Here is a 23033-nt window from a genome sequence, read left to right on the forward strand (position 1 = left end):
CACCTCTACAATTTTTTCTTAGTCGATTACATTGTACTAAAGTGAGCTATATATGGCTCTTTTTTTATTACACAATTATATGGACATATTCAAAATATCGACCCGAAAATCTCTACCACCACCTCATCATCCCGTTTATTTCGGATACAAAAACAATTTTAAATAAATTCTTAAAAAGAGCAGAAAAAATATAATTCTATAGTATAATTAAATTTGGTCGAAATTTAATTAGGAGGTCCATTATGAAAGAATTCTTCCAATATTATAAACCCTATAAAGGATTGTTTTTCTTAGATTTTGGTTCGGCTGTTTTTGTAGGTATTCTCGAATTGGTGTTTCCACTTATAACGAGTATATTTATTGATCAGCTATTGCCAACTAAGAATTGGAGTTGGATTGTGATTTTTGTTTTTCTTTTATTATTCATATACGTTGTTGAATCTGTATTGAAATTCATCGTGACGTATTGGGGGCATAAACTGGGGACTAATATTGAAAGAGATATTCGTAATGAGCTTTATGAGCATATTCAAAAAATGAATTTTGGATTCTTTGATAACCAAAAATCAGGTAAAATCATTGGACGATTAACAAACGATTTGATGGATATTGGAGAAGTTGCTCACCATGGACCTGAAGATGTCTTTGTAGCAGTTATGACGCTTGTCGGTTCATTTGTCATTATGTTGACGATCGATGTGAAACTTGCGCTTATTACGTTCTGTGTTGTACCGATTATTTTTGTATTAACAATTTACTTTAATCAAAAAATGTCAGGTGCTTTTAAGAACTTATTTAGCAATGTTTCGAGATTTAATGAGCTTATTGCTGATAATGTTGGTGGTATGCGTCTTGTACAAGCATTTACAAATGAAGGTCACGAATTAGCAAGATTTAAAAAGGTCAATGATAATTTTAGAGCGACAAAATTAAAAGCATATTCATATATGTCTTGGAACTTGTCAATTAGTCATATTGCTCAAAAATTAACGTTAATCTTTGTACTGATTTTAGGAAGTTATTTTGTATTAAATGGCTCACTTTCATACGGTGGATTTGTAGCGTTTATTATGATTACAAATCTGTTATTTAAACCGTTAGAGTCTATTAATATGGTTATTGAACTATTTCCTAAAGGTATTGCTGGATTCAAAAATTTTAAAGAAATTGTAAATATGGATCCAGAAATTAAAGATAATGACGATGCTATCGAATTTATAGATGAACCAGATACGATTGAATATGAAGATGTATCATTCAAATATTCAGAGAAATTAATCTTAAATCAGCTATCTATCAAAATTGAACAAGGTGAAAAAGTAGCACTAGTAGGACCGAGTGGGGGAGGTAAAACGACAATTTGTTCGTTATTACCAAGGTTCTACGACCCGTTACAAGGTAAGATTAAAATCAATAATCGAGACATTAAATCTTATAAGTTGGAATCATTAAGAAAACAAATTGGTGTCGTACAACAAGATGTATTTCTTTTCGGTGGAACATTAAGAGATAATATTATTTATGGTAATTTAAATGCAACCGAAGAAGAAATTAATTACGCAGTTGACCAAGCACAATTAAGAACGTTTGTAGATGAATTGCCAGAAGGTTTAGATACTGTTGTTGGGGAACGCGGTACAAAATTATCTGGTGGACAAAAGCAACGTATTTCAATTGCGAGAATGTTCTTGAAGAATCCGCCAATTATTATTCTTGATGAAGCAACAAGTGCTTTAGATGTTGAAACTGAAAATAAAATACAATCAGCATTTAAGAATTTATCACGTGGTCGAACATCACTGATTATTGCGCATAGACTGAGTACAATTAGACATGTCGATAGAATTGTATATATCGAACAAGGTCAAATTCAAGAAATGGGCAGTCATGATGAACTCATGGATAAAGGCGGCAAATACAAAGATTTATACATGTCACAGTTTGAACAAATTGATGAATTTTAACATAGTGTCAGAGATCTTTTTGAAAAAAGGTCTCTGCATTTTTATATTTTGAGCTAAATAATAGACTTTCGCTGTAAAGTTGTTATTATAGAGTGGTAATATCTATGATTAAGAGGTGTAACATGAAGATTTCTAAAGGATCAGACTATGGATTGCATGCATTGGCATATTTAATTGCTAAAAGAGACCAACAGCCCATCAATGTTAAAAGTTTATCTGAAACGTTAAATGTATCTGTAACATATTTATCTAAAATATTAACGCAATTAGTAAAGGCAAACGTCATAAAATCTGCATCTGGTGCAAAAGGTGGTTATTACTTAGTTAATAATTGGGAAGACATAACTGTCTATGATATTATTACTGCAATTGATGGTCATCAAAGTACACTTGAAGATAGCTTTGATCACGGTCCAGAATGTAAGATTCAAGCGATATTAACTTCTGCTGAAGATGAAATGACGCAAGCTTTGAAAAATAAAACTTTAAAAGATTTAATGTAAGTTAAATCTTTTTTTATCTATCAATTATAGATATTACGACTCTATAATAGTTATGAAAGGTGGAAATACCATGTTTGATTGTATCGTAATAGGTGGAGGGCCAGCGGGATTAGCGAGTGCACTCACGTTAGGAAGAGCTTTAAAGAAGACGTTAGTGATAGACAATAATAATGCAAGAAATAAAGTGACACAGCATTCACATGCATTTTTAACACAAGACGGTGTAAGACCTGAAGAATTGAGAGCTAAAGGAGAACATGATGTAGATCAATATGATGATGTAACACGTATCAATGACACGGTGTTAAACATATTAAAAGAAGAGCATTATTTTATTGTTGAAACATCCAATCAACAATATAAAGCTAAAAAAATTATGGTATGTACAGGATTGCGAGAAACATTACCAGAAATTGAAGGTTTAAAAGAAAGTTACGGCAAATCTGTCTTTTATTGTCCATGGTGTGATGGATATGAATTGAGACATAAACCATTACTCGTAGCTGTTCAACCTGAACATGTGAAACATATGGCGATGCTCATTAACAATTGGACAGACGATATCGTTATAAGTAGTCGTGATTTTTCATTATTAACTGAAGAAGATAAAGCGTTTATTGAAAGTAAACATATCACATTAGTGGAAAGCGAAGTAGCTGAATTTAAACATCATGAAGGACAAATTAATGAAGTTATCTTTAAAAATGGTGAACGAATTAAGAGAAGCGGTGCAATCATTGGTGTGAAGTGGGATACTGATTTTGAATTTTTAAAAGCGCTCAATATTGAAAGAGAAGACAACGGAAAAATAAAAATTAATGAGTTAGGCGAATCATCCGTACCAGGTTTATTTGTTGCAGGAGAAAGTAAAGATTTCATGGCATCTCAACTTATAGACGCAGCAGCAAATGGGAATCAAATAGCAAAATTTGTAGCAATGCAAATCATTATGGAATCATAAATAAAAGGAGTAGGACGAAAAATATAGTCCTACTCCTTTATTATGATTATTTTTTAGTTATTTTAATATTAATTTCAAAGTCACCAAATTGGACATTGTGGTGTTCGGAATCTGAAGATGGTTGAAGTATTGTGTTCTCGACTCTGCATAACTCTTGGATTAAAGCGTTCTTCTTCTGGGTCTTTCCTATTGAACCTGAATAACTTCTTGGTGGATTTGCCTGCAATTCTAATAGTTCTGATAAAATATCGTCTCTTGTTCTCATATTTATTGCCTCCTAATTTGATAGTTACAATAAAACAGCTCATCTTAAGATTAAGAAGAGCTGTTTAGAGAATCTTCTTATCTTTCAAGTTAAACTTGTTGGATTTAGCACAGTACATACGCCTGTTGCTGAGGTTTCATCGGGCCAATTCCCTCCGCCTACTCTTAATAAGACTACGAGCTATTTTATTGTTTCTTAATCATAACGAATTAATTGCATTTTGTCTAATTTTTTAAAAGCTAAATGTTTAAAAATTTTGAGATGGTCTATATATTAAATGAATATGAAGCATAGGAGGAATAAATTATGAAGTATAAAATGCTTTCTTTATTATTGTCAGCAGGTATCGTGTTAGCAGCATGTGGTAATGGTGACGATGATAATAATGATAAAAAAGATAATCAAAATGATGAAAAAACAGAACAAACAACTAAAGAAAATAGTAACGACGATCAAAATACAGATGATGACCAAGATTCAAATGATGATCAAGATTCAGACGATAATCAAAACACAGACGATGATCAAAACACAGATGACGATCAAAGTTCTGACAAAGCAACTGAAAATACAGTGAAATGGGATGACGTTAAAGTCTCTCCAGAAGATGCTGTGAAAGCTGCACAAAAAGAATCAAAAGGTGAACTTAAAGATCTATCGTTTGAAAAAGAAACAGGCGAGTGGAGTTATAAAGTTGAATTAGTAGATGGAACAAATGAAAGTAAAGTACTCATAAATGCAGATGATAAATCTGTTACGAATGTTGAAAAAGAACAAGAAGATAGTGATGATAATGATCAAACATTCAAATTATCAGATGTCGCTAAATTTGAAGATGCACTTAAAGTAGCACAAGACAAAGCTAAAGGTGATATTAAAGAATGGTCACTAAGTGAAGACAATGGCAAACTTGTTTATTCTATTGAACTAAAAGAAGGTAATAAAGAATCAACAGAATTTACAATTGATGCTAAGTCTAAAGAAATTCTAGAACAAGAAACAGATTAAATTATTATGAAGCATAGGATAATTCATTTTATCCTATGTTTTTTTATGTTCATTGAATGATTATCATTCTCAATTAATAATTCGGAAGAAGTCTGAAAAGATTTTTATTATATAAATACTATAGGTACAGTCTTAGATTTGTATTTTTGATGAATTCTATAAAATTTTTATTGACTATTACACATTATAGGCATAAATTAAAGATGATAATGATAATCAATTAGATGGGGGTGTTATGATGAAAAAGTTAGCAACAACTTTATTAGCAAGTACTTTAATTTTAACAGCGTGTGGGAATAGCGCTGATAAGAAAGAAAATGAAGATAAAAAAGAAACAAAGGAAACGAAAAAGTCTGAAAAAGCGGATTTCTCAAAAGAAACAAAAGCTTATAAAGATTTTACAACTGAACAATTAGATAAATTCTTAGCGGATACTGAAAAATTCGTTGAAGCGGTTAAAGCAGACGATATCGAAAAAGCGAAAGAAATTTATCCTACAGCGCGTATGTACTACGAAAGATCTGAGCCAGTTGCTGAAAGTTTCGGTGATTTAGATCCAAAAATTGATGCACGTTTAGCAGATATGAAAGAAGAAAATAAAGAAGACGAATGGTCTGGTTATCACAAAATTGAAAAAGCATTATGGGAAGATAATACAACAAAAGATATGGCACCAGTTGCTGATCAATTATTAAAAGACACTAAAGAGTTACGTGCAAAAGTAGATACAGTAGATGTTACACCTAAATTAATGTTACAAGGTTCAATCGACTTATTAAATGAAGTATCTAGTTCTAAAATTACAGGTGAAGAAGAAATTTATTCACACACAGACTTATATGACTTTAAAGCAAACATCGAAGGTGCAGAAAAAATCTTTGAAATATTTAAAGATAAAGTAGCAGATAAAGACAAAAAACTTGCTGACACAACTCAAGAAAGATTTGATAATGTTAATAAATTATTAGATCAATATAAGACTAAAGATGGTGGATATGAAGATTATACGAAACTATCTAAAGATGAAACGAAAAAACTTTCTGAAGCTGTCGATAAATTAGGGGAATCTTTAAGTCAAATGGCTGTTATTACGGAGTGATGATTGATGTCTAATAATGAAAATCATATAGCTAGAAGGGATTTTCTTAAGATCGCTGGTGTTGGTGGCGCAGGATTACTGATAGGTTCTACAGGTGTAGGCGGTACTTTTCTTGCATCTCAATACTTTGCTAAAGATAAAACAGGCGTAAAAAATAAAATCAATTTCTATGGTAAATATCAGTCTGGCATCACGACAGAACAACAAAAACATGTATACTTTGTCGTTCTGAGCATTAACAAAATGTCAATTTCAGATGTTAAAGAAATGTTTAAAATATGGACAAATTATAGTGTTCATTTAATGAATGGTGAATTTGTAAAAGAACTTGGTAAAAACAAAATGTTACCTAGTCCAGATACAGGGGAGACGATTGGCTTAGACGCCAGTCGTCTGTCTCTTACTTTTGGTATAAGTCCTTCATTCTTTGAAAAGTTGGATTGAAAAAGCATAAACCAGATTTATTAAAAGATTTACCACATTTTCCTAAAGATCAAATTGATGACAACTATTCAGGTGGAGACATTTGTATACAAGCATGCTCAGATGATCCACAAGTTAATTTTCATGCCATTAGAAATTTAATTAGAGTGGCTAAAGGTGAAGTTTCAATGAAGTGGAGCCAAGCAGGATTTAACTCATTTGAAGAAAAAGATGGTAAGAAAGAAACACCTAGAAATTTATTCTCTTTTAAAGATGGAACAGGTAATCCTAATGTCCAAAATAAAAGTGATTTGAATGAATACGTCTTTATACAAGATGGCTGGGCTAAAAATGGGTCATATTTAGTCGCAAGAAGAATTCAAATGTTGTTAGAAACATGGGATAGAACGGCTTTAGGTGAACAAGAAGCGACATTTGCTAGATACCGTCATTCTGGTGCGCCAATTGGTAAAGAAAAAGAATTTGATACATTTGACCCTGATATTAAAGATAAAAATGGCGAGAACTTGATAGAAAAAGAGTCACATGTCAGTTTAGCAAAAGCAGCTAAAACGAATTTATTAAGAAGATCTTTTTCATATTCAGATGGTATAAATGCCAATACAGGCACTTTTGATGCAGGATTACTCTTTCTATCATTCCAAAAATCACCTGAACAATTTATTAAAATCCAAAGTAAAATGGGTGCTATTGATAAATTAAATGAATATATTACACATCGAGGTTCAGGTATTTTTCTATGTTTACCAGGTGTCCAAGAAGGAGGATATTTATGTGAAACGTTATTCAATCGTATTTAGTTTAGTCGCAATACTATTTATGCTGTTGTCTTTGACCGCTAAAGCAGAAACGAGTTTAAGCGATATTTATATTAGTGTGACGGATGCCAAATCGTCGATACAAGATAAAGACGAAAAGGCATTCGATAAGCATTTCAAAGAGATCAAAGATAATTGGCAAAGTACGAATAAAAAAGACCATAAACTTGTGAAAAAAATAGATCAAGATATCGAAAAAGTTGAAAAAACAACGTCTCAAAAAGATAGAGAAAGTGCGCTAAATACACTGACTTCTGATTTAATTGATTATGAAAAAGTATTAAATCCTGTTGATAAACAGAAGAAACGAGATCAGTTACAAAATGAAATGCAGCCATTGATTAAGAATATAACAAAGGCGATTTCAGATAAAGATTTTGAAAAAGCAAAAACGATTAACAATCAATTAAATGCGACTTGGACAAAGAATGAAAAAATTGTTCGAGAAGAAGATATTGGCAGATATGGTCAAGTTGAAACTGCATTAATGTTTACAAGAATTGAATTAACGAAAGATAAAGTAGACGCTAGTAGTGCACAAATGCAAGTTGATCAATTGAAAAAAGAACTTGATGATTACCATGCAGGGAAAAAATCAGATGCTAAAACAAGCGATCAAGATGTTAACATTTTAAATGAACATTTAGATACTGCGATTAAAAATATAAAAAATGATGATTTAGCGAAATCAAAGCAAGCGTTACAACAATTTATTATTGCATGGCCAAATGTTGAGAGTGAAATTAGCACGAGAAATGGTGCGTTGTACACTAAAATAGAACAGAAAATTCCTCAATATGCAGGTCAACTTGATGCAGATAATAAAGATGACATTGGTAGCCAGTTAGAAACGCTCAATCAAGAAATTAAATCAACCATTTCTAAGACGAGCTATACATTTTGGGATGCAGCTTTAATCTTATTACGTGAAGGTGTAGAAGCACTGCTCATTATTATGGCATTGCTTACTGTAACACGTAAATCTGAACAAAGAAAAGCATCAAAATGGATTGTTACAGGCAGTGTCATCGGTATTGTATTAAGTATTGCGTTAGCTTTCATATTTAAAGCGATATTTGAAAACCTAGGTTCAACAAGAGAATTAACAGAAGGTATAGTAGGTATTGGATCTGTGATATTAATGATTATCGTAGGTATCTGGTTGCACTCTAAATCAAGTTTAGATTCGTGGCAGAACTTCATCAATAAAAATATGGATAAAGCTATGTCTACAGGAAGTATCGTTACTTTCGGGTTAGTCGCATTCTTATCTGTATTTAGAGAAGGTGCAGAGACGATTATCTTCTATTTAGGTATCGTTGGGAAGATTTCAACATGGTCATTAATATTAGGAATTATCGTCGCATCCGTCATACTGGCGTTAATCGCAATCTTCTTTAACCAAATTACAAAATGGATACCAATACATCGCTTATTCTTTATCATGTCATTATTCATATTTATATTGGCATTTAAAATATTAGGCGTAAGTATCCATACATTACAAATATTAAACATAGTACCACAACATACAATTAATCACTTACCATTCATAGACTTAATAGGATTTTATCCAACATACGAAACATTGATACCACAATTAGCATTAGTCATTTTAGTTGTGATTTATTATGCAATGAGTAAGAAAAAATAGAGTAATTTAAAACGCTAAGACAAAGCCATTTGTCTTAGCGTTTTTTAGTATTCGTGATAATTAACATAATAAACTTGATCAATAAATTCTTGTATGAGTTCATCTTCATATTTGTCTGCTAACTTCTCACTCATCTTTTCATCTAAAATTATATTGTCACTTATATAATCTTGATAATGTCTAATCTCATGTGCTAATATTCTTAAAATATTTAAATCACTATCGAAAAGTGACATTTCTTTTTTTAATTGTTCATAGCTATGTGTGGAAACGACTATTCTCGGATACTTAAATAAAAGATTCGGGATATTGGAAGTAACCTAAAGAATCTTCGAGTTCTTTATGCGTAATATGAATATTAACTTTTAAAGGGAATTCCAATTCTTTTTTAATGAAATTTCTAAATTGTACAAAAGCCTTCTTTAAATGAGCACTTATTTCAGAATCAAACTTCAACGTAAGTCCACCTTTATAAAGTGTAGAACTATTATTATAACAAAATAAATATTTGTAAGTTAAATAATAACTGTATTTTCTAATGTTATATTCAAATCGGTCAAAATGATCAATGAGTTCTTTATGTGTAACTTTTTCGTACTCTAAAGTATAGAATTGTGCGATATGATAATTTAAATCATGTAAAATTTCAGAAAGTGCATATTCCAATCTGTTTACAATAATGTTATTGCTCTTCTTAGACACAAGATATTCTTCAATATTATATAAAGAATAATATATATGACGATTATCAAAGTCTACTTGGCAATCTGAAAGATAACCATAAGAACTTATTGGAGCATCATGGATAAAAATTTTAATGTTTTGATTTAATATGTTATTTCTATTTATCCATTTAATATAATTATTGATGCTTAGAACTACACTTGTGTGATTACTTTTATTTATTACTGTTATTTTATTCATCTTCATCATCCTCAAACACTTCTTACAATAAATTATCTATACATTCCAAATATTGTCAATTGAATCTCGCAATCATTCATGACATTTGTCATATGATATTCGTGACAGTTTGTACTTATAACGGGTGGTGTGATTTTTTATAATATAAGTAACTTATAAAGGACGGTGATGATTGTGATTGATGTTCAAAATGTAACGAAAATCTATAATCAGAAAAAAGTTGTGAGTGATGTTTCTTTTCAAATTAATGAGGGTGAATGTACGGCTTTAATTGGTCCAAATGGTGCTGGTAAGTCTACTTTGATTGATATGATTATTGGTGACAGACATCCTAATGACGGGCAAATTATTAGTGATAATCAACAATTAGATAAGAAGCGGATGGGTATTTTGTTTCAAACGACGGCTTTTCCGGATGTGATGAAAGTTAAGGAGTTGTTTTATCTTTTTAAGTCTTTTTATAAAGATACGATTTCGATAGAAACTTTTAAAGAAATTACTCGATTTGATAATGATAAACTTGAACAATTTGCTGCTAAATTATCTGGTGGTGAACGCAGAATATTGGATTTTACATTATCTATTATTGGGAAACCGGACTTTGTCATTTTGGATGAGCCGACAAGTGCGATGGATACTGAAATGAGGAAGCATTTCTGGAAAGTGATTGAGGAAATGAAACAAGAAGGTAAAACGATATTTTATACTTCTCATTATATTGAAGAAGTTGAAAGAATGGCTGACCGAGTTGTTGTACTTAATAAAGGTGAGCTTGTTATGGATAGTACACCTAGAGCGATACGTCATAGCGAAAATAAAACAATGATTCAAATTCCTTTATCGAAAAAAGAAGTAGTGAATGTCCTTAAAAATGTTTCGGTTGAAGCATCTAAAGATATGCTCATCATTACGACTGAAGATGTAAATCCTGTAATTAAAGCTTTTATAGACTATGGCATTGATTTTAATGAGGTAGAAATTATTAAAGAGTCATTGATGGATACGATATTTTCAAAAAACGAAGAAAGGGTTTGATGAGATATGTTATGGGCGTATTTTAAATCTGAATTATTATTGTTAACTAGAAAAAAATCATATTTAATACTTTCGATTATGTTGCCGTTAGTATTTTATTTAATATTCACAGCACTATTAGATTTACCTAAAGAATACGAAGCTAAATTTTATAAAGAATATATGTTTAGTATGGCGACGTTCAGTTTAAGTAGTTTCTGTATTATGACATTTCCATTAGAGATGATAGAAGATAAGAAAATTGGATGGTCTAAAAATTTATTCAAAACACCTTTATCACCAAGTTATTACTATGCAGGGAAAGTAATGAAACTCATGTGCATGTTTTGTTTAGCTATTATCGCTTTATTTTTAACAGGAGCTTTTTATAAAGGTGTTGAAATGTCAGCAGGCGAGTGGATTGGCTCAGGATTGATGTTATGGGTTGGATCTAGCATGTTTTTATCAATGGGCGTTCTTATATCTCAAATAAAAGATATCCAAAAAGCTAGTGCTATCGCGAATATCATATATTTAGGACTTGCTGTATTGGGAGGACTTTGGTTCCCGACAGATCAGTTTCCAGATTGGTTAAAGCACGTATCGTATGCAACACCTACTTATAATTTAAGAGAACTCTCTTTATCTGTGACAACTCAAGGTGGTATACACTTTGTTTCACTTCTTATATTGGCAATTTATTGTATACTGTTTATAAGTATTGCGTTGATTATACGTAAAAAGACGGAAGTGGTTTAATGACATTATTAGAAAGAATTAAAGAGAATCCTATAGGTTCATCAAACTTAATTTATCTCATCTTTCCGATATTGAGTTTAACAGTACTTGGTCATAGAGGACCTTTATGGAGCGGTATATTGGTTACCGCTCTATTTACGATAAGTTATTTAATGATGATTTATGTAGATTTATCTAAAAGGCGCATGCTTAGAAGAATACTTTTAATGGTTCATTTTTTAGGTATATTTTATTTTGTAGACTTTTTTAATGCTTCTCATTTATTATTCTTTTTCTATGCAGCTTATATTATTCCATATGTTTTTCAAACTAAAATGAAATCTATCGAAGTATTAATGTATATTGTGTCGTTTATGATTGCTATTTATATTATTGCAGTTGATCATAGAGACTATTTAATTATTATGATACCTATGAGTATTGTCATTATATTTATTATGTTTGGAAATTTTAAAGCGTTAGAATCTGAACAGTTAAAAGAAGAAATTAGAAGTAAAAATGAACATATTAATACGTTAATTGCTGAACAAGAACGAAATCGAATCGGACAAGATTTACATGATACGTTAGGTCATGTGTTTGCGAATTTAAGTATTAAATCTGAACTTGCGATGAAATTAGTGGATAAAGATATTGATAAAGCGAAAGAAGAAATGGCGTCTGTGAATGAATTATCTAAAGAAGCACTTGTTAAAGTAAGAGCAATTGTAGATGATTTGAAGTTGCAATCTTTTGAAGAAGAAGTGAAGACGATGGAAACATTGTTAGAAAATGCAAACTTATCGTTTGAATTTAACAATGCTGACAGAGCTCAATCGCTCAGTCCAACTCGACAATCAGCACTGTCCATGATTTTGAGAGAAGCGGTTAACAATGTCATTAAGCATGCACAGGCTACTAAAGTAACGGGTGAAATCGTTGAAGAAAATAAATACTTAACATTGGTAATCATAGATGACGGCATAGGTATGAAACACATTGATGAAGATGATTTTAAGAGTATCAAATATCGTGTTCATGCATTAAATGGCCAATTAAAAGTAAGTAATTTAAATAAAGGATTAAAAATGACGATCACATTGCCTAGAGGGGGTGACACATTATGATATCAATTGTTATAGCAGAGGACCAAGAAATGTTACGGAAAGCCATGGTTCAATTGATGGAATTGAATGATGAATTAAGTATTTTAGGAGACTTTTCAAATGGAGAAGATGCGTTGGAAGGAATTCAAAGTCACGAGCCAGATGTAGCAATACTAGATGTCGAAATGCCTAAAATGACAGGATTAGAAGTATTGAAAAAAGTAAAAGATTCGAATTTAAATACGAAAGTCATCATCGTTACAACTTTTAAAAGACCAGGATACTTTGAGAGTGCAGTAGCAAACGATGTTGATGCATACGTATTGAAAGAACGATCAATCGATGAACTCGTCGAAACAATTAAAAATGTGATGGACGGTAAGAAAGAATATAGTGAATCTTTAATGACATCAATGTTTAAAGATAGAAATCCATTAAGCCCGAAAGAACAACTCGTATTGAAAGAAATAGGCAAAGGCTTATCCAGTAAAGAAATATCAAAAGAATTATATTTATCAGACGGCACAATTAGAAACTATACATCGATAATTATAGATAAATTAGAAGCAGATAACCGATTTGACGCATGGCAGAAAGCAATCGAAAAAGGATGGATATAGTGAGGTGCAAGGGTAGTAGAGGTAAGTAGAGAATTTTTGGACCGATACGAAAAATTACCGGTCCAGAAATGAGAAATACGGACCGATAAAAAAATTTACCGGTCCAGAAACGGGAAATATGGACCGATAAAATAAAATATCGACCCGAAAACGGAATTTACAGGCCGATAAAATAAAATATCGACCCGAAAATAGTATTACCAGGCCGATAAATGAAAAGCTGAGCCATCATTTGATGATGCGCTCAGCTTTCTTATTGATTATTTTGTTTTTACTGTGTGTATAAACTCATATAATCCGTTTAGTTGATCGAGTTGTTGATTACAATGTTCACTATCATGGCAAATATAATTACCATTTTTAGTATATGTTCCATCACCTTTTGATTTTGTTGTTGATAGAAACATGGAAACATTGGATTCTTTCTTACATATACTACAGATTCCGGGCTTAATGGTAGGTGATAAATCTCCTGATACACCTATCAATTTATCATCTTCATAAAGCACGATAAATTTCTTTTGTTTACCAGAATCATTCCAACCTATATATGAAGACTCTTTTAAGTCTATGTTATCCCATTCTGGATGTTTTAATTTCTTGGTCTTTTTAAAGATTTTTTCAAGTTGCTTACTTGAAGGCTGTTCAAATGGAATTACGTAGCTTTTAAGTCCAAATAATAATTTCTCAATTTGTGCTCGAGAAATCTTTTTATTCATAATGATTTTTGTGAAATCTTCTATTTCAGAATGCTTTTCTTCAAAAAGCTGTGAAATATGGTCGTATGTTATAGCTTGAAACGTATCGATTGTTTTTATATCATTTACAGATTTATAAACGTTAAATAACTGTTCTGATTTTTCTTTAATACTAACGAATTGATATGGTTTAATGTAATTATTCATATTAAATCCCTTCTTTTAAATTATTTCCTTTGATCGTTGGGTATGAATAATTGTAGAGAACATGACACATTTAGTAGCATCTTAAGATCCCTCCTTATCAGACACTAGTATAGTCCTTTAACCATGTAATTTCAAATGTATATTATTATAAAAATTATTCGAAATAGTGTAAAATTAAAAGACAACCGAATATGGTTGGAATTTTTTATTATATGGAGGAATTAATTAATAATTGGGGACCACAATTAGTTTAATCACGTTTATTGTATTACTCGCTTTAACCGGATTCTTTGTTGCGACAGAATTTGCAATTGTAAAGGTCAGATCATCTAGAATTAACTACTTAGCAGAACAGAATTATAAGAACGCTCAACCAGCTAAAAAGGTAGTCGAACATCTTGATGAGTATTTAGCAGCATGTCAGCTAGGTATTACCATTACAGCACTTGGAATTGGTATGGTTGGCGAATCAACATTTGAGTTTATTCTACATCCACTTTATAGTAGCTTCGGATTATCAGAAACGGTTATTCATGTCTTAACATTAGTCAGCGCATTTATTATCGCAACTTATTTACACGTTGTAGTAGGTGAAATGGCGCCAAAGACAATCGCAATTCAAAAAGCTGAACAAGTTACATTATTCTTTGCAAGACCGATCATACTGTTTTACAAATTATTATATCCTTTTATTTTTATTTTAAATGGGTCAGCAAGAATGATATTGAGCTTATTTGGTATGAAGCCTGCGAAAGAGTCAGAATTATATCACTCTGAAGAAGAATTGAAGATGTTGATTAAAGAAAGTCACCAAGGCGGGGAAATTTCATCAACAGAACTAGAACATATTAATAAAGTCTTTATTTATGATGAACTTGTCGTCAAAGATTGTATGATTTCTAAAGATAATATGACAATGATCAATAGTGATGCTAGTCAGCAAGAAGCCATTCAATTTGTAAAGAATGGCTATTATACGAGATATCCAGTTTATCAAGATAATAAAACGAATGTTATTGGATATTTACATGCGAAAGATTTATTGAAAGACAACATACAAGATATAACTGAATTGATTCATGAAATCATATACGTCAAAGAGGCAGATGCCATTCAAAACGTATTAGATAAAATGAAAAAACAACGTGCACATATCGCAATTGTTCATAATGAACACGGTGAATTAGCAGGTATGATTACGATGGAAGACATACTTGAAAATATTGTCGGTAACATTGAAGATGAACACGATAAATAGACGTAAGAAGAACCTGAGCCAAAAAAATGGCTCAGGTTCTTTTATTCTGCCTGTTTATTTTTGGGTGGCCAGATGAAATACGAGATGGTGATAGCTAAATCAATAATGAGCACTATTGACCAAATGTGAATAACGCCATCCATAGCTTCTGTTCTGCTTTTATCATGAATTAAATAAATGATTAAATGTAGAATACCTGTCCCTATAATGTAAGAGAGTAAATGTTTAAACCAACTTTTCGCATATAGTATAGCATACGCGAATCCACTAGGTTTCTCAGGCTTGCTACCTTCTTTCATGACATAATATCTGAAGCGGTCATCTGCCCATTGAATCATACTTTTACCAAAGATAATTGAAACGGATATATAAACAGCAGCAATAGCGTGAGGTGTTTCGGCAGTTGCGCCATTCATTAAATCCACAGCTGTTGTAATTAATAGAATCAAATCAATTACGGGTGTAAGTGCTAGAAAAATGAGCCCAAGCTTTTTCTGTCTGAAGACATATCTTGTGACGAGTCCAAGTAATATAACGACCCAGAAAGCAACTTCACAAAAAATAATGAGCCACACAATAAAATTCATGATTATCCTCCTTTATTTCGTAAGCTTTGAAATTTCTTCGAATACAATCGCTTCAATATCTTCATTAGAGGTCTGTTCTGGATTTAACAATTTATGTAGTGCTAATCCATCAATTAATGCGTGAAGTCTCATTGAATTAAGATGTATATTGATGTTGTCATTTAATAAGTTATCGCGTTCTAAAATCGTTAATACCGTTACACATAATTCGTCTAATCCATCATCTAAAGTACTTTGTCCATATTCATGACTGTCATATCGAAAGGCCATCCATACTTCCATATCAGCTAATCTTTCTTCGTCTAACGGTAAAACGGTGAGTAAGCATGCTTTTACTTTATCAATTGTGTCTTGGTTATCAGAAGTGAGTATTGCTTCGATTCTCCTTCTTACTTTTAGTTCTACTTCAGACATAACTGCACTGAGTAATTCTGAATGACTTGGAAAATAATATCTAATTTGTCCCGGTGTCATTTGTGCGAGTTTTGCAATTTGTCTAACCGTAGATCCCTTTGCACCATTTTCAACAATTGATTGAAAAGCATATTGAATAATTTGTTCTTTTTTTTCTTTATGATTAATAATTTTTGGCATAGTAGAAGTCTAACATATTTTAATACACCGGTGTTAAATAAAAGTTTGAAAAATAAAATATATTAAATAATAAAAATATAAAAATGCATTGACATTAACGTTTGCAATACATATGATGAAATTATAAATTGCATTTTACAAAATCTTTACATTCTTTACAAAAAATTAATAATAGGAGGTATGAGTATGGCGAATTTCTTGAAACCAGCGAAACATATAGATCCTCTGCCAAGTGAGCAGGTAGATGATACATATAAGAAATTGAGACTACAAGTCTTTATAGGGATATTTCTTGGTTATGCTGGTTACTATTTATTAAGGAAAAACTTTTCACTTGCGATGCCAGCATTAATTGATGAAGGCTTTAGTAAGACTGAATTAGGGTTTGCTTTATCAGCTATTTCAATTGCATACGGTTTTAGTAAATTTATTATGGGTACAGTGAGTGACCGGAGTAACGCAAGACTATTTTTAACATTAGGTTTAGTATTAACGGCAATCGTTAATTTATTGATGGGTTTTATACCGGTCTTAACATCTAGTGTATTTATCATGTTTATTATGCTTTTCTTAAATGGTTGGTTCCAAGGTATGGGATGGCCACCATCTGGAAGAGTACTTGTACATTGGTACAGCGTTAGTGAACGTGGCGGTAAGACAGCTATTTGGAATGTCGCGCATAATGTTGGTGGCGGATTGATGGCACCGATAGCTTTACTTGGTATTTCAATTACAGGAACATTGTCATTTGGTTATTTAAAAGGATTTGAAGGTGCGTTTATATATCCAGCTATTATCGCGTTAATTATTGCGATTATTTCATATGTTCTAGTTAGGGATACACCACAATCTATGGGATTACCACCGATTGAAGAATATCGAAATGATTACCCTAATAAAGAGCAGAAAACGTTAGAAGTAGAGCTTTCAACAAAAGATATTCTCTTTAAATATGTATTGAATAACAAATGGATTTGGATGATTGCTATCGCAAATATCTTTGTTTATTTTGTTAGATATGGTGTGTTAGACTGGGCGCCAACATATTTAAGTGAAGAAAAAGGTTTCGATTTAAATGCATCAGGTTGGGCATACTTCTTATATGAATGGGCAGGTATTCCCGGAACATTATTATGTGGTTATATTTCAGATAAAGTGTTCAAAGGTAGAAGGGGTCCAGCAGGATTTATATTCATGTTAGGTGTGACAATCGCTGTCATTGTATATTGGTTAAATCCAGCAGGAAACCCATTAGTAGATAATATCGCATTAGTCGCGATAGGATTCCTAATATACGGACCTGTTATGTTGATTGGTTTACAGGCATTAGATTATGTACCTAAAAAAGCAGCAGGTACTGCAGCAGGATTAACTGGACTGTTTGGTTATTTAGGTGGAGCTGTAATGGCTAATATCATTATGGGATTAACTGTTGATAAATTAGGATGGGATTCAGGATTCTTATTATTAACAATCATTAGTGTCCTTGCGATGTTAAGTTTCATCTTAACTTGGAACAAACGTGGACAAGAAGTTGTAAAATCATAATTATATAAAGTGAAAAGAGACTAGGGCATTTTACCTTAGTCTCTTTTTCTATTTAATGATAAACGTTCGCGAAATTCGATGACACGATTCAATAAATTCTCACTTAATAAATTGTATGATTCTTTCAAAATATTAAAACATTTACCTTAATCTGATTTTCTTCAATTTATATATTTACGGATTAAAGTTTTCGAATTATAATAACGTCATTATAATTCTATATTTTTACATAAGTAATTCGATGTTTACTTCTGGGATTTGGATTAAATTTATTAAGATATCAAAGAATTAGGAGATTTGTTGTGAGAAATATATATGAAATCAAATACCTAAAATATTCTGCTACTAAATATCGCAATCATATAGGTATTTCTTTTTTTGTAGTATTAAAGGGTCGTGTAATGGTCACGATCAAAGAGCATAGTAAAGAATATAAAGAAGGGGAAACGTTTGTTGTTAAACATAATGAGTGGTATAAACTCGATGTGTCAGATGGGAATATCGTTGTACAAATTCATCTGTATGAGTCAATCATAACAACGATGATACCAGAGTTACTTTCATATCATCAGCATGTGGGTATGCAATCAAAGTTAGTCCCTTTGAGAGATCATTTAATTTGCCTGTGTGATTTATATTTAATACAAGAAAACAATCGTAATTTAAAAATAATGAAGCAACTTATTACGATATTGGAATTTTATAGAGAACGATTGACGGTTTATTCAAAAGAATGTCAAATTGTTAATCGGCATATGAACCCAATAATTGATGAAATTAAAGATTATATTTATGAGCATTATAATGAACGTATAACAATCAATACATTCACCGATAAATATCATATTTCTGAATCGTATTTTTCGAAATTATTCAAAGAACAAATGGGTGTGAATTTTAAAGATTATTTAACGGACATTAGATTGTTAAATAGCACGTATGATTTAATTCATACACAAGAAAAAGTAATCGACATTTCTGAAAAACATGGCTTTTATAATGGTTCATCTTATATTTATTCTTTTAAATTGTATTATGGTGTTACACCGAAAAAGTATCGTGATATGACACAACGTAAACAAGTACAAATTGAACGACAAAGCTTTTTTAATGAAGTAGATCGTGAGCGAGATTTATCAGATGAGGAAGTTAAATATTATTTAAAAAAGTTTCAAGAGGATTATTCAAGTATGATATGTACATAAAACTTTCGCATTTTTAACAAAATAAAACCTCCCAATCTTTTATAAGGTTAAAGAGATTGGAAGGTAAATGATTCGTATTATGATTGTGCGATGTATTTTTTAATAACTTCTTTGTTCTTTTCTTTGAAGACATCGTTGTGGCTCGATACACGGCCGCCTGCTTGTGCTTCAGGGTCGATATAGCTTTTAGCTAAGTTTGCAGCATTTGCAGCATCATTGAAACAAGAAGCAATCAAATGAACTTTTGCATCATGTTTAATGATATCCCCAGCACCGAAAATACCAGGAACTGAAGTTTGAGCATTTCCTAAACCTTCAATAAAGAATTCATTCACTAAATTAACTTTAGTTTGTGCGTTATGAAGTAATTCTGATTCACGATCAAAACCATGACTAATGATGACTTCATCAACAGGTATGATTTCTTGTTCCTTTGTATCAACATGTTCTAAAACAACTTCTGTGATGACTGGTTTATCAGGATCACTGTTAAGTTGTTTAATAACCATACTTGGTTTCTTAGAGATATCAAGCTTATCTAATAATTGTTTCATATGCTCATGACCAGAAATTTCTTCTTTTCTGTAGCAAAGCGTAACACTTTTCGCATATTCTGATAAATCACAAGCCCAGTCTAATGCAGAGTTTCCCGCTCCCGAAATTAATATGTGCTTGTCTTTAAACTTCTGAATTGACTGCACAACATAATTTAAATTAGATAATTCAAAACGCTCAGCACCTTCAATATCTAAAGTTAATGGTTTAATAATGCCACTACCAACAGCAATAATGACAGATTTTGAATGATACTCATGACCTTTTTCTGTATATATAATAAAATGTTGTTCTTCAACTTTTTTAATATCAATAACTTTTTCTTCTAAGCACACTTCTGGACCGAAATGTAAGCCTTGTTGAACTAAATCTTGAATAACTTCATAACAAGGTTTTGGCGCAAGTGCCCCTATATCCCAAATGACTTTTTCAGGGTAGACGTGCATTTTACCGCCTAATTTATTTTGGAAATCAACTATTCTAACACTCATTCCTCTTAACCCAGAATAGAAACTTGCAAATAATCCCGCTGGCCCCCCGCCGATAATCGTAACGTCTGTAATATTCATCAGTCATGATTCCTCCTAATTATTTCAACTTACGATTATTATCCTATATTTGCAAATGATAATCAATATCAATGACGGAATTGTCATAATTTTTTAATTAAATACATATGTAAAATATTTTTAGATGAATAAAAAATGGGCGAGAATACTTGTGTGAATCGGGAGTGACAGGGGGTGTATTTCAGTGATTTTGAAAAATGAGTGTGAGTTAGGGATGTCGTTAGGGACAGAATTCCGAGAAATGTCCGCAAGAGAGGTTGTTAGGGACAGAATTCCGAGAAATGTCCGTAAGAATGGCCCGCATAATTACCAGAGTTCGAAATAATGGAAGTTACAGCATTCTAACTACCACAATTCCGAATAATGAAAATTAGCACACTCATACATAATGAAAGGCTGAGACAATTTTCATGTCTCAGCCTTCTTATCATACTTATGCGATTGGGAAGAGTGATTCGATAAGTTGAATGTTCTCTTCAGTTAAGTTGACTTCTAATGTTTTTAAGTTGTCGATAACTTGTTCGCCTCGTTTAGCGCCTGGTATGATCACATCTAGAGATGGTTTTGTTAAATAATATGCTAACACAATATGTGCTACGTCTACGCCATGCTCTTGTGCGATTTCTCTAAGTTTGTCTACTTTTTTTAGATTTTCTTTAAAAGCTTCACCTTTGAATTCAGGTTTTTCTGCTCGTAAGTCATCAAACGTTGTATTTTCATCATATTTACCTGCTAATAATCCTGCAGCTAATGGGAAATATGGAATAAATGTAATATCATGTTCTGCTGTGTATTCTAAGATGTGTTCATTCTCACGATTTAATAAATTATATTCATGTTGAATAACATCTACATTACCATTTTTATTGGCTTCTTTAAGTTGTTCTAAAGTGAAGTTAGAAACGCCGATTGCCTTAATTTTTCCGGCATCTTTTAATTCTTGTAAAGCTGCAACTGCTTCGTCTTTAGGTGTTTCGTCATCTGGGAAATGAATATAATATAAATCTATATAGTCAGTTTGTAATCTTTTAAGGCTGTTTTCAACTTGTTCTTTTAAAAATGCAGGTTCGTTAGATAATTTCGTATCATCACCGTCAAAGTAGTGAGCGCCTTTAGTAGCGATCACGACATCTTCGCGATTGTATTCTTTAACGACTTCTCCGACAAGTTCTTCTGATCTTCCTGGACCATAGATGAAAGCAGTGTCTAATAAATTAACGCCATTGTCTAAGGCAGCTCTAACGACATTTTTACCTTGTTCTTCATCAAGGTTTGGATATAAATTATGACCACCAACAGCATTTGTTCCTAAACCAATTGGGTTAACTTCAATATTTGATTTACCTAATTTTACGCGCTTTGCCATTTCAATCATCCTTTTCTCATTGTTTGTTTTAAATTTGAATAAGTTTGAATTAAAATTCTTCATAAGTTGCTGGGTCTTGATCTTTAAGACGTCCATCAGCTTTTGTTAATGCATCGATTGCGTGTAAATCTTCTGATTCTAAATAGAAATCAAACACATCTAAATTTTGTAGTTGTCTAGCATTAGATGTTGATTTTGGAATTGGAACAATACCATTTTGAACATGCCATTTTAAAATGATTTGTGGAATTGTTTTATTATATTTTTCAGCGATTTTACCAATTTCTTTATCGTTTATGACTTCTGAAGCGCGACCTAATGGACTCCAAGCTTCTATTATAATACCTTTTTCTTGATGATATTCGAGTACATCTTTTTGGTTGAAATAAGGATGTAATTCTATTTGGTTAACTGCAGGTAGTACGCCAGTTTCTTTTTCTAATGTATCAATATGTTCTTCTAAGAAATTACATACACCAATAGATTTAATAAGGCCAAGTTTCTGTGCGTCTATGAGTGCTTTCCAAGCTTCAACATATTTGCCTTGTTTAGGATTTGGCCAGTGAATTAAATATAAGTCAATATATTCTACACCTAATCGATAAATCGATTCTTGTATAGCAGTAATGGCTTGATCATAACTATGATAACGACCAGGTAGCTTTGATGTTACGATAATTTGATCGCGACTAACATGGCTTTCTTGTATCGCTTTTCCGACAGTACCTTCATTTTCGTAGTTATATGCAGTATCTAATATGCGATATCCGTTGTTTAATGCATTTACGATTGCATGAACACCTGATGATCCATTCAATTTATACGTACCAAATCCTACTTGCGGTAACACTTGTCCATCATTTAAATGATAATTTTCCATGATAAAATGCCTCCTATATAAATATAATGACTGTACACTTTTAAACTATATCATACCTCTTTTTGTAGATAGGAATAATCAGCTTATAAATATTTTTTGTAAAACGTATTGAATTCATATAGTGAATGTAGTAAGATGTATCTCATTGCGCAGGATAAGTAGCTAATAGCTAGAGTCATATTATTGAGAAAAGAAGGGTTAAAATGGAGCGTGTATGTGTCATATCATTAAGCATTATAGATGCAATCATGATACTCATGTTGGTACTGTTTAATACGGCAATTATTTCTAATATTTATGTATTAACAGTTTATGCTTTAATCATGGTACTGGTTTCTGGTTATATCGTATATTTAGCTATCAGTATGAAATGTGATCAATCTATTAATCAATTTGATCAATTTTCTAAATAATTAAATTTAACGAGTAAAAATGTATATGATTGAAA

23 protein-coding genes, 1 pseudogene and 1 riboswitch are annotated in these 23033 nt (G+C 31.7%); of the genes and pseudogenes, 15 read left to right on the top strand and 9 right to left on the bottom strand.

Annotated elements, in window-relative coordinates:
• The first annotated feature begins 239 nt into the window (after positions 1-239).
• The 3 genes from LQ686_RS10650 (at position 240) to LQ686_RS10660 (ending at position 3428) form a co-directional block, all read left to right on the top strand.
• Positions 240-1964 carry an ABC transporter ATP-binding protein gene (locus LQ686_RS10650; RefSeq protein ID WP_025904983.1) on the top strand — a complete coding sequence of 575 codons (1725 nt, stop codon included), beginning with the start codon at positions 240-242 and terminating at the stop codon, positions 1962-1964.
• A 122-nt stretch (positions 1965-2086) separates the two neighbouring features.
• Complete coding sequence (locus LQ686_RS10655) at positions 2087-2467, top strand: RrF2 family transcriptional regulator (RefSeq protein WP_037589324.1); 381 nt, start codon at positions 2087-2089, stop codon at positions 2465-2467.
• A gap of 70 nt (positions 2468-2537) precedes the next feature.
• A complete protein-coding gene (locus LQ686_RS10660) occupies positions 2538-3428 on the top strand; it encodes an NAD(P)/FAD-dependent oxidoreductase (protein ID WP_107565285.1) in 891 nt (296 codons plus the stop codon).
• 46 nt (positions 3429-3474) lie between these two features.
• On the opposite strand, the gene LQ686_RS10665 is transcribed toward LQ686_RS10660, so the two are convergent.
• Positions 3475-3693, bottom strand: a complete 219-nt coding sequence (locus LQ686_RS10665) for a hypothetical protein (RefSeq protein WP_107565284.1) — start codon at positions 3691-3693, stop codon at positions 3475-3477.
• Between the two features lie 74 nt (positions 3694-3767).
• Positions 3768-3867, bottom strand: a riboswitch (SAM riboswitch).
• Positions 3868-3999: 132 nt separating this feature from the next.
• Between LQ686_RS10665 and LQ686_RS10670 the strand changes: the two genes are divergently transcribed.
• The 4 genes and pseudogenes from LQ686_RS10670 (at position 4000) to LQ686_RS10685 (ending at position 8716) form a co-directional block, all read left to right on the top strand.
• Positions 4000-4701, top strand: coding sequence for a PepSY domain-containing protein (locus LQ686_RS10670; protein ID WP_233678292.1), 702 nt, complete (start codon positions 4000-4002; stop codon positions 4699-4701).
• Positions 4702-4939: 238 nt separating this feature from the next.
• Positions 4940-5800 (top strand): iron uptake system protein EfeO, encoded by an 861-nt coding sequence (gene efeO / locus LQ686_RS10675; RefSeq protein WP_037589373.1) that lies wholly within the window; start codon positions 4940-4942, stop codon positions 5798-5800.
• Between the two features lie 6 nt (positions 5801-5806).
• Positions 5807-7044, top strand: a pseudogene (gene efeB / locus LQ686_RS10680) (iron uptake transporter deferrochelatase/peroxidase subunit).
• Positions 7019-8716, top strand: coding sequence for an FTR1 family iron permease (locus tag LQ686_RS10685; RefSeq protein WP_107634161.1), 1698 nt, complete (start codon positions 7019-7021; stop codon positions 8714-8716). The pseudogene efeB and the gene LQ686_RS10685 overlap by 26 nt, the downstream one beginning before the upstream one ends.
• A 44-nt stretch (positions 8717-8760) precedes the next feature.
• On the opposite strand, the gene LQ686_RS10690 is transcribed toward LQ686_RS10685, so the two are convergent.
• Both LQ686_RS10690 and LQ686_RS10695 read right to left on the bottom strand, forming a co-directional pair.
• The gene (locus LQ686_RS10690) at positions 8761-8952 is read right to left on the bottom strand and encodes a hypothetical protein (RefSeq protein WP_107565280.1); all 192 of its coding nucleotides are present in this window, start codon (positions 8950-8952) and stop codon (positions 8761-8763) included.
• A gap of 52 nt (positions 8953-9004) precedes the next feature.
• Positions 9005-9640: a hypothetical protein gene (locus LQ686_RS10695; RefSeq protein WP_233678293.1), complete on the bottom strand. Its 636-nt coding sequence runs from the start codon at positions 9638-9640 to the stop codon at positions 9005-9007.
• A 168-nt stretch (positions 9641-9808) separates the two neighbouring features.
• On the opposite strand from LQ686_RS10695, the gene LQ686_RS10700 reads away from it, so the two are divergent.
• The 4 genes from LQ686_RS10700 to LQ686_RS10715 are packed head-to-tail and all read left to right on the top strand — an operon-like array spanning position 9809 to position 13118.
• Entirely contained in the window at positions 9809-10675 is an 867-nt protein-coding gene (locus tag LQ686_RS10700) for an ABC transporter ATP-binding protein (protein WP_232157692.1), read from the top strand.
• A gap of 6 nt (positions 10676-10681) precedes the next feature.
• A complete protein-coding gene (locus LQ686_RS10705) occupies positions 10682-11413 on the top strand; it encodes an ABC transporter permease (protein ID WP_106417328.1) in 732 nt (243 codons plus the stop codon).
• Entirely contained in the window at positions 11413-12519 is a 1107-nt protein-coding gene (locus LQ686_RS10710; RefSeq protein WP_025904991.1) for a sensor histidine kinase, read from the top strand. The genes LQ686_RS10705 and LQ686_RS10710 overlap by 1 nt, the downstream gene beginning before the upstream one ends.
• Positions 12516-13118, top strand: a complete 603-nt coding sequence (locus LQ686_RS10715; RefSeq protein WP_025904992.1) for a response regulator transcription factor — start codon at positions 12516-12518, stop codon at positions 13116-13118. The genes LQ686_RS10710 and LQ686_RS10715 overlap by 4 nt, the downstream gene beginning before the upstream one ends.
• Before the next feature lie 260 nt (positions 13119-13378).
• Here the strand turns inward: LQ686_RS10715 and LQ686_RS10720 are convergent, their stop codons facing one another.
• Positions 13379-14023: a FusB/FusC family EF-G-binding protein gene (locus LQ686_RS10720; protein ID WP_107565278.1), complete on the bottom strand. Its 645-nt coding sequence runs from the start codon at positions 14021-14023 to the stop codon at positions 13379-13381.
• Between the two features lie 232 nt (positions 14024-14255).
• Between LQ686_RS10720 and LQ686_RS10725 the strand changes: the two genes are divergently transcribed.
• Entirely contained in the window at positions 14256-15281 is a 1026-nt protein-coding gene (locus tag LQ686_RS10725) for a hemolysin family protein (protein WP_025904994.1), read from the top strand.
• A gap of 41 nt (positions 15282-15322) precedes the next feature.
• Here LQ686_RS10725 and LQ686_RS10730 read toward each other — a convergent pair whose 3' ends face one another.
• Positions 15323-15868, bottom strand: a complete 546-nt coding sequence (locus LQ686_RS10730; protein ID WP_025904995.1) for a hypothetical protein — start codon at positions 15866-15868, stop codon at positions 15323-15325.
• Between the two features lie 12 nt (positions 15869-15880).
• Positions 15881-16462 carry a TetR/AcrR family transcriptional regulator gene (locus tag LQ686_RS10735; protein ID WP_025904996.1) on the bottom strand — a complete coding sequence of 194 codons (582 nt, stop codon included), beginning with the start codon at positions 16460-16462 and terminating at the stop codon, positions 15881-15883.
• A 186-nt stretch (positions 16463-16648) separates the two neighbouring features.
• On the opposite strand from LQ686_RS10735, the gene glpT reads away from it, so the two are divergent.
• Positions 16649-18010 carry a glycerol-3-phosphate transporter gene (glpT, locus tag LQ686_RS10740; RefSeq protein WP_151359455.1) on the top strand — a complete coding sequence of 454 codons (1362 nt, stop codon included), beginning with the start codon at positions 16649-16651 and terminating at the stop codon, positions 18008-18010.
• Between the two features lie 401 nt (positions 18011-18411).
• Positions 18412-19215 (top strand): helix-turn-helix transcriptional regulator, encoded by an 804-nt coding sequence (locus LQ686_RS10745; RefSeq protein WP_233678296.1) that lies wholly within the window; start codon positions 18412-18414, stop codon positions 19213-19215.
• Between the two features lie 77 nt (positions 19216-19292).
• Here LQ686_RS10745 and LQ686_RS10750 read toward each other — a convergent pair whose 3' ends face one another.
• From LQ686_RS10750 to LQ686_RS10760, 3 genes are all read right to left on the bottom strand, one after another.
• Entirely contained in the window at positions 19293-20333 is a 1041-nt protein-coding gene (locus LQ686_RS10750; RefSeq protein WP_107565297.1) for an NAD(P)/FAD-dependent oxidoreductase, read from the bottom strand.
• 439 nt (positions 20334-20772) lie between these two features.
• On the bottom strand, positions 20773-21705 hold the full coding sequence (locus tag LQ686_RS10755) for an aldo/keto reductase (protein ID WP_025905000.1): 933 nt from the start codon (positions 21703-21705) through the stop codon (positions 20773-20775).
• A gap of 49 nt (positions 21706-21754) precedes the next feature.
• Positions 21755-22585 (bottom strand): aldo/keto reductase, encoded by an 831-nt coding sequence (locus LQ686_RS10760; RefSeq protein WP_037589308.1) that lies wholly within the window; start codon positions 22583-22585, stop codon positions 21755-21757.
• A 203-nt stretch (positions 22586-22788) separates the two neighbouring features.
• On the opposite strand from LQ686_RS10760, the gene LQ686_RS10765 reads away from it, so the two are divergent.
• A complete protein-coding gene (locus LQ686_RS10765) occupies positions 22789-22998 on the top strand; it encodes a hypothetical protein (protein WP_025905002.1) in 210 nt (69 codons plus the stop codon).
• The last annotated feature ends 35 nt before the right edge of the window (positions 22999-23033 follow it).

Origin of the sequence: Mammaliicoccus sp. J-M41, from assembly GCF_022385935.1 — a bacterium.
In the GTDB taxonomy this organism is placed as follows: Bacteria; Bacillota; Bacilli; order Staphylococcales; family Staphylococcaceae; genus Mammaliicoccus; species Mammaliicoccus sciuri_A.